Annotated in this window: 7 protein-coding genes and 1 pseudogene; 7 read left to right on the top strand and 1 reads right to left on the bottom strand. The window is 71.1% G+C overall.

Annotation, left to right across the window (positions count from 1 at the left end; all coding sequences use genetic code 11):
• Positions 1 to 119 precede the first annotated feature (119 nt).
• The 5 genes from thiF to FDZ70_05790 are packed head-to-tail and all read left to right on the top strand — an operon-like array spanning position 120 to position 3961.
• Positions 120 to 929, top strand: a complete 810-nt coding sequence (thiF, locus tag FDZ70_05810) for a sulfur carrier protein ThiS adenylyltransferase ThiF (protein ID TLM77140.1) — start codon at positions 120 to 122, stop codon at positions 927 to 929.
• A 28-nt stretch (positions 930 to 957) separates the two neighbouring features.
• A complete protein-coding gene (thiS, locus tag FDZ70_05805) occupies positions 958 to 1155 on the top strand; it encodes a sulfur carrier protein ThiS (protein TLM77139.1) in 198 nt (65 codons plus the stop codon).
• Between the two features lie 11 nt (positions 1156 to 1166).
• Positions 1167 to 1967: a thiazole synthase gene (locus FDZ70_05800; GenBank protein ID TLM77138.1), complete on the top strand. Its 801-nt coding sequence runs from the start codon at positions 1167 to 1169 to the stop codon at positions 1965 to 1967.
• 24 nt (positions 1968 to 1991) lie between these two features.
• Positions 1992 to 3101 carry a 2-iminoacetate synthase ThiH gene (gene thiH / locus FDZ70_05795; GenBank protein ID TLM77141.1) on the top strand — a complete coding sequence of 370 codons (1110 nt, stop codon included), beginning with the start codon at positions 1992 to 1994 and terminating at the stop codon, positions 3099 to 3101.
• Positions 3098 to 3961 carry a hydroxymethylpyrimidine/phosphomethylpyrimidine kinase gene (locus FDZ70_05790; protein TLM77137.1) on the top strand — a complete coding sequence of 288 codons (864 nt, stop codon included), beginning with the start codon at positions 3098 to 3100 and terminating at the stop codon, positions 3959 to 3961. Before thiH ends, FDZ70_05790 begins: the two co-directional genes overlap by 4 nt.
• 16 nt (positions 3962 to 3977) lie before the next feature.
• Here FDZ70_05790 and FDZ70_05785 read toward each other — a convergent pair.
• Positions 3978 to 4211: pseudogene (locus FDZ70_05785) on the bottom strand (IS256 family transposase).
• Between the two features lie 350 nt (positions 4212 to 4561).
• Between FDZ70_05785 and FDZ70_05780 the strand changes: the two are divergent.
• Positions 4562 to 4990: a hydrogenase iron-sulfur subunit gene (locus tag FDZ70_05780; protein TLM77136.1), complete on the top strand. Its 429-nt coding sequence runs from the start codon at positions 4562 to 4564 to the stop codon at positions 4988 to 4990.
• Positions 4987 to 5729 (top strand): oxidoreductase (locus FDZ70_05775; protein ID TLM77135.1); only part of this gene is annotated, 743 nt, incomplete at its 3' end. The genes FDZ70_05780 and FDZ70_05775, both read left to right, overlap by 4 nt.

Below are 5729 nucleotides of genomic sequence, written 5' to 3'. Positions count from 1 at the left end.
TGCGCGATGTGTGGCTCCTACTGCGCGATGCGCGTCGCGACGGAAGCGGCCGAACGCGCCAACCGCACCGGGGTGGCGGCGGACGGCGCCTGTGCCCATGCCAGGGAGGGCGAGCACGCGTGCGGCTGACGGTGAACGAGCGACAGATGCACGCCGAGCCGGGCGAGACCGCGTTCTCGCTGCGCGACCGCGTCAAGCCCGGCGCCGACATCGTCATCGTCAACGGGTTCGCCGCGAGCCCGTCCACGCCGCTCGCAGACGGTGACACCATCGCTCTCATCCGTCGCGGCGAGGTCCCGTCGACAGACGAGTTCGAGGCGGTGATGGTCGCTCGGCACACGCCTGGCGTGCACGGGCGCGTGCGCGATGCCACCGTCGGCATCGCCGGGCTTGGCGGGCTCGGCTCGGCCGTCGCGGTCGCCCTTGCGCGGGTTGGACTGGGGCGGCTGGTGCTAGCTGACTTCGATGTCGTGGAGCCGTCGAATCTCAACCGGCAGTGCTACTTCGCCGACCAGATCGGCATGCGCAAGACCGAAGCACTCGCTGACACGCTCGCCCGAGTGAATCCCTGCGTGGCGGTCGAGGCACACACGATCGAGGTGACACCGGGGAACGTCGGCGCGCTGTTCGCGCGAGTGGATGTGATGGTCGAGGCGCTCGACGCAGCTGAGCGCAAGGCGATGCTGGTGACATCGTTCCTTGCGGAGGTGGCTGACGTGCCAGTCGTTGCGGCGTCGGGACTCGCTGGAGCGGACGGTGCGAACAGTGTTCGGACGCGTCGTGCTGGATCGCGCCTGTGGCTCGTCGGTGACGAGACGGCCGAGGCGTCGACGGGCACAGGGCTGATGTCGCCCCGCGTCGGCGTGGCCGCGCATCATCAGGCGAACGCTGTGCTGCGGCTGCTTCTCGGGGCGGACCCCGAGTCGTGAGCGCGTCTGGATACGGGAGGAGATGCGGATGAAGGTGCATGTCAACGGCGACCCGCGTGCTACCTGCGCGACGACCGTCGCCGACCTCCTCGCTGAGCTGGGGGTGGATCCGGCACGCGTGGCGGTCGAGTTGGAGCGGACGATCGTCGCGCGTGAGGCGTTCGAGACGACGCCGCTCGCCGAGGACGCCCGTGTCGAGGTCGTCCGGTTCGTCAACGGCGGGTAGGAGGAGGGGCGATGAGCGACTCATTGGGTGTGCTTCCGTCGGACGACCGGCTTGCCATCGGCGACCGTGCGTTCGGCTCGCGCCTCCTGCTCGGCACCGGCAAGTTCCCGTCGACCACAGCGATGCTCGAGGCCGTCGCCTCGTCGCGCTCCGAGGTCGTGACCGTGGCGCTGCGCCGCGTGGATCTGGATGACCCGGGCGACGAGGTCTCCCGCTCGCTCGAGGGGACGGATGTCCTCCTGTTGCCGAACACCAGCGGCGCACGCGACGCCGACGAGGCGGTCCGCCTCGCCCGGCTCGCCCGTTCGGCCGGTTGCGAGCCGTGGGTGAAGCTCGAGGTGACGCCCGACCCACACTGGCTGTTGCCTGATCCCGTCGAGACGTTGCGCGCCGCCGAGATGCTCGCGGCCGAGGGATTCACCGTGCTGCCGTACATCAACGCCGACCCGGTCCTGGCCAAGCGGCTCGAGGACGTGGGAGCGGCCGCGGTGATGCCACTGGGGGCGCCGATCGGCACGAACAAGGGCGTCACGACGCGCGAGCAGGTCGGCATCATCATCGAGAACGCACGTGTCCCGGTCGTCGTCGACGCCGGGCTTGGCGCGCCGTCGCATGCGGCCGAGGCGATGGAGATGGGCGCTGACGCGGTGCTGGTGAATACGGCCATCGCGGTGGCAAGCGACTGCGCGGCGATGGCGCGCGCCTTCGCGCTGGCGGTCGAGGCGGGGCGCTCCGCGTGGCGCGCGGGGCTCGCGCCGCGGCGCGACACGGCGGAGGCGTCGAGCCCACTGTTCGGGCTGCTGGGGGCATAGGTGACGACGCCGTTCGCCGAGGAGTTGGAGCGGTATGCACCGGCAGTGCTTGCCGACGCGCTCGAGGCCGCCACGGTGGCCGACGTCGAGCGCGCGCTCTCCGCTGCCCGCCCCGGCCCGATCGACGCCGTCGCGTTGCTCTCGTCGGCGGCAGCGGGGATGTTGCCGGCGCTCGCGCAGCGCGCACGCGAGATCACGCTGCGCCACTTCGGCCGGACCGTGCAGCTCTTCGCCCCTCTCTACGTTTCGAACGCGTGTGACAACGCGTGCGTCTACTGCGGGCTCAGCTCAGCGAACGCCAAGGGTCGCCGAACGCTCACGGCCGACGAGATCGAGCGCGAGGGGCAGGCGCTGCACGCGCGAGGATTCCGCCACGTGCTCGTGGTCTCGGGTGAGTCGCCGTCGTCGTTCGGCGAGGACGATCTTGAGAATGGCCTGCGGCGTCTCGCGGCACTCTTCCCCTCCATCTCGATCGAGGTCTTCCCGCTGGGTGAGGACGGGTATCGACGGGCCGTGACGGCGGGCGCCGACGGGCTCGCGCTCTACCAGGAGACGTACGACCGCGAGCTGTATGCCCGGCTGCACCCGGTGGGGAGGAAGCGCGACTTCGACGCACGTCTCGCTGCTCCCGAGGCAGCAGCGCGGGCGGGGATGCGGCGTCTCGTCCTTGGCAGTCTGCTCGGGCTGCGCGACTTCCGCCTCGACGGGGTGTGCATGGCGCTGCACGCCCGGCGCCTGGCCCGGACCGACTGGCGGACGCACGTCTGCTTGTCGTTCCCGCGGATCCGTCCGGCCGAGGGCGGCTTCATGCCGCTCTCGCCGGTCTCCGACCGCGATCTCGCGCATCTCGTCTGCGCCATGCGTATCGCCCTGCCGCACGCCGGCCTCACGCTGTCGACCCGCGAGCCCGCCGCGCTGAGGGACGCGCTGCTCGGCGTGGGCATCACGCACGTCAGCGCGGGTTCGCGTACCGCGCCCGGTGCGTACGCTTGCGGAGCCGATGAGCTTGCGCAGTTCGAGGTGCACGACACGCGTAGCCCGGAGGAGATGTGCGAGTCGATCCGTGCGGCGGGCTTCGACCCGGTGTGGAAGGACTGGGACGCAGGGTTCCGGGCAGCGGGGGCGGGGGCATGAACTCGCGACCTCGGATGCTCCTCGTCGGCGGGCTCGACCCGAGCGTCGGTGCCGGGGTGCTGCTCGACGCCTTCGTCGCGGCGCGTCTGGGCTTCCAACCGGTCGTCGTCACGACGGTCGTCACAGCGCAGGACTCCGCGGAGTGGTATGGCTCAGAGGTCGTCGGCGAGGAGGCTGTCCGCGGTCAGCTGCGCGCCGCCGCCGCGGACGGCTCCCTGGCCGGTGTGAAGATCGGGGCGTTGGGATCAACGGCCAATGCGCGCATCATCGCCGAGGCCCTGCGCGCGTGGCACCCGCCCGCCGTGGTCGTCGACCCGGTGATCGAGAGCAGTAGCGGCGGTGCCCTCGCCGATCGTGCCGCGGTCGGCGAGCTGTTCCCGCTCGCGGACGTCGTCACCCCGAACGCCGCCGAGGCGCTTCTGCTGGCCGGCACCGGTCCAGATGTCGGGGCCGCAGCGGCCCTGCTCGCCGAACGCCGCAGGGGAGATGTCCTCGTCACCGGGCTGCCCGCAGACGCGGGGCACGCCGCTGACCTCCTCGTGGCGCCGGACGGCACGTCGACGACGCTCGTGCATGAGTGCCTTGAGGGAATCGGCGATCCTCGGGGCACGGGCTGCATGTTCTCCACCGCCCTCGCGTGCCGCCTCGCGGGGGCGGTGGAGGGAGGCGAGGCCCGAAGCCGACCCAAGGACGCGGTGCGGCTCGCGCAGCAGGACCTCGTCGCGTTGTTGCGCTCCGTCGCACGGATCGGGCGGGGACGGCTGCAGGTCGATCTCGCTGCCGCTCTCTTGACGGCACCGCCGCAGGTCCTGGATCAGTGCCATCAGCAAGCCACCTCGAACGCCGAGGCATCCAGATGAACGTGCCGACACGAAGCTCGGGGCGGCGCCGGTTCTGAAGCAGCCAGTCCGGGAAGTACCTGCCGCTCCTGAGCTTGGGCACCTTCAGGCCGATCGTGCCGACCCGGGTGTCGAAGTCGCGCTCCCGGTACCCGTTGCGGGAGTTCACGCGCTCGTCGCTGCGCTCGCCGTAGTCCGCTCCGCACAGCGAGTCGGTCTCCGCGCCGATGAGCTCCTCGGCGAACACGTGCAGCATCTCGCGCATCAGGTCGGCGTCGCCTTCGGCGAGCGCCTTGCGAAGCCACGCGAGTCGGTCGATGTTGTCCTCGGTCACTGTCTCCTCCTTCTTGAGTCCTGGTCGACTTCGAAGAATGGAGCAGTGGCCGCCTCTTGTCGGGCGGCCGTCAGACCCCCATACACCACTCCCGCGCGCGCGGCCTCTCCCACCCGTGCGCGACGGCATGCCGTTCGCCGATGCGTCGGGTGCGGTCGGCATCACCGACACGCCATTCGTCGGCGGTCGCTTGCCGAGCGGTCGTCGCTGGTAGATGCTATTGACCCGCGTCACGGGGCCGGCACCCCGGGAGACGCGATCGTCGGCCCTTGCGACGGGAGAGGCCGATGCCGGATTTCGAGCCGAGGATTCTCGGCCTGTTGTGCAACTGGTGTGCGTACTCGGGCGCCGACGGCGCCGGGCAATCGCGCACGGCGTACCCTCCCAACGTCGAGGTCGTGCGCGTCATGTGCACGGGCCGCGTCGACCCCACCTTCGTCCTCGACGCGTTCGCCCGCGGCTTCGACGGCGTGCTCGTCTGCGGCTGCCACCCGGGCGACTGCCACTACCTCAACGGCAACTGCAAGGCGATGGGCCGCTTCCCGCTCCTCAAGCGGATGGTCGAGCAACTGGGCATCGATCCGGGCCGCCTGCGCCTCGAGTGGGTGAGCGCGTCCGAGAGCGCCAAGTACGCGGACCTCGTCGCTGAGATGACCGAGCAGGTCCGCACCCTCGGGCCCATCCGCGCGTGCGATGACGCGGAGGTGGCCTCGTGAGCAAGGCGAAGGTCGCCGCGTACAGCGCTGCCGGGTGCGGCGGCTGCGACATCGCGATGCTCGAGATCGAGGCGCACCTGCTCGAGCTCATCGAGGCTGCCGACATCGTCTTCTGGCCGACTATCGTCGACCTCAAGTACGCCGACATCGAGGCGATGCCCGACGGCGAGATCGACCTCACGCTGTTCAACGGCGCGATCCGCACCGAGGAGAACGCGCACGTCGCGAAGCTGCTGCGCGCCAAGAGCAAGGTGCTCGTCGGCTTCGGCGCGTGTTCGTCGTTCGGCGGCGTGGTCGGCCTCGGCGACCTGTACGGCGCCGAGGCGCTCATGGCGCGCGCGTTCTCGACCGAGTCCACCGACCCCGGCGCCGCCATCCCGCGGCCCGCGGCGGAGGGCGCCGAGACGGCGGGCGTCCCGGCGATGCTCCCGCGCGTGCTGCCGCTCGCCGGTGTCGTGCCGGTCGACTACACCATCCCCGGCTGCCCGCCGGTGGGCGAGCGCGTGTGGGAGGTGCTCACTGCGTTCGTCAGCGGGGCCCTGCCGCCCGCTCCCGCGATCGCGGGCGCCGGCGACCGGTGCGTGTGCGACGAGTGCACGCTGCCCAAGCGCAACACGCGAGTCGCCGGCTTCCGCCGCTTCCACGAGTTCGTCCCGGAGCCCGAGTGGTGCCTGCTCGAGCAGGGCGTACTCTGCATGGGTCCGGCGACGCGCTCCGGTTGCGGCGCGCAGTGCACGAG

The sequence above is a fragment of the Actinomycetota bacterium genome (assembly GCA_005774595.1).
Classification (GTDB): domain Bacteria; phylum Actinomycetota; class Coriobacteriia; order Anaerosomatales; family D1FN1-002; genus D1FN1-002.
This window is presented reverse-complemented; position numbering and strand designations above follow the sequence as displayed.

Coding starts and splice junctions, on each gene's coding strand:
- FDZ70_05800 (TLM77138.1), top strand. CDS start 1,167: ATGAGCGACTCATTGGGTGTGCTTCCGTCGGACGACCGGCTTGCCATC.
- FDZ70_05790 (TLM77137.1), top strand. CDS start 3,098: ATGAACTCGCGACCTCGGATGCTCCTCGTCGGCGGGCTCGACCCGAGC.
- thiS (TLM77139.1), top strand. CDS start 958: ATGAAGGTGCATGTCAACGGCGACCCGCGTGCTACCTGCGCGACGACC.
- FDZ70_05780 (TLM77136.1), top strand. CDS start 4,562: ATGCCGGATTTCGAGCCGAGGATTCTCGGCCTGTTGTGCAACTGGTGT.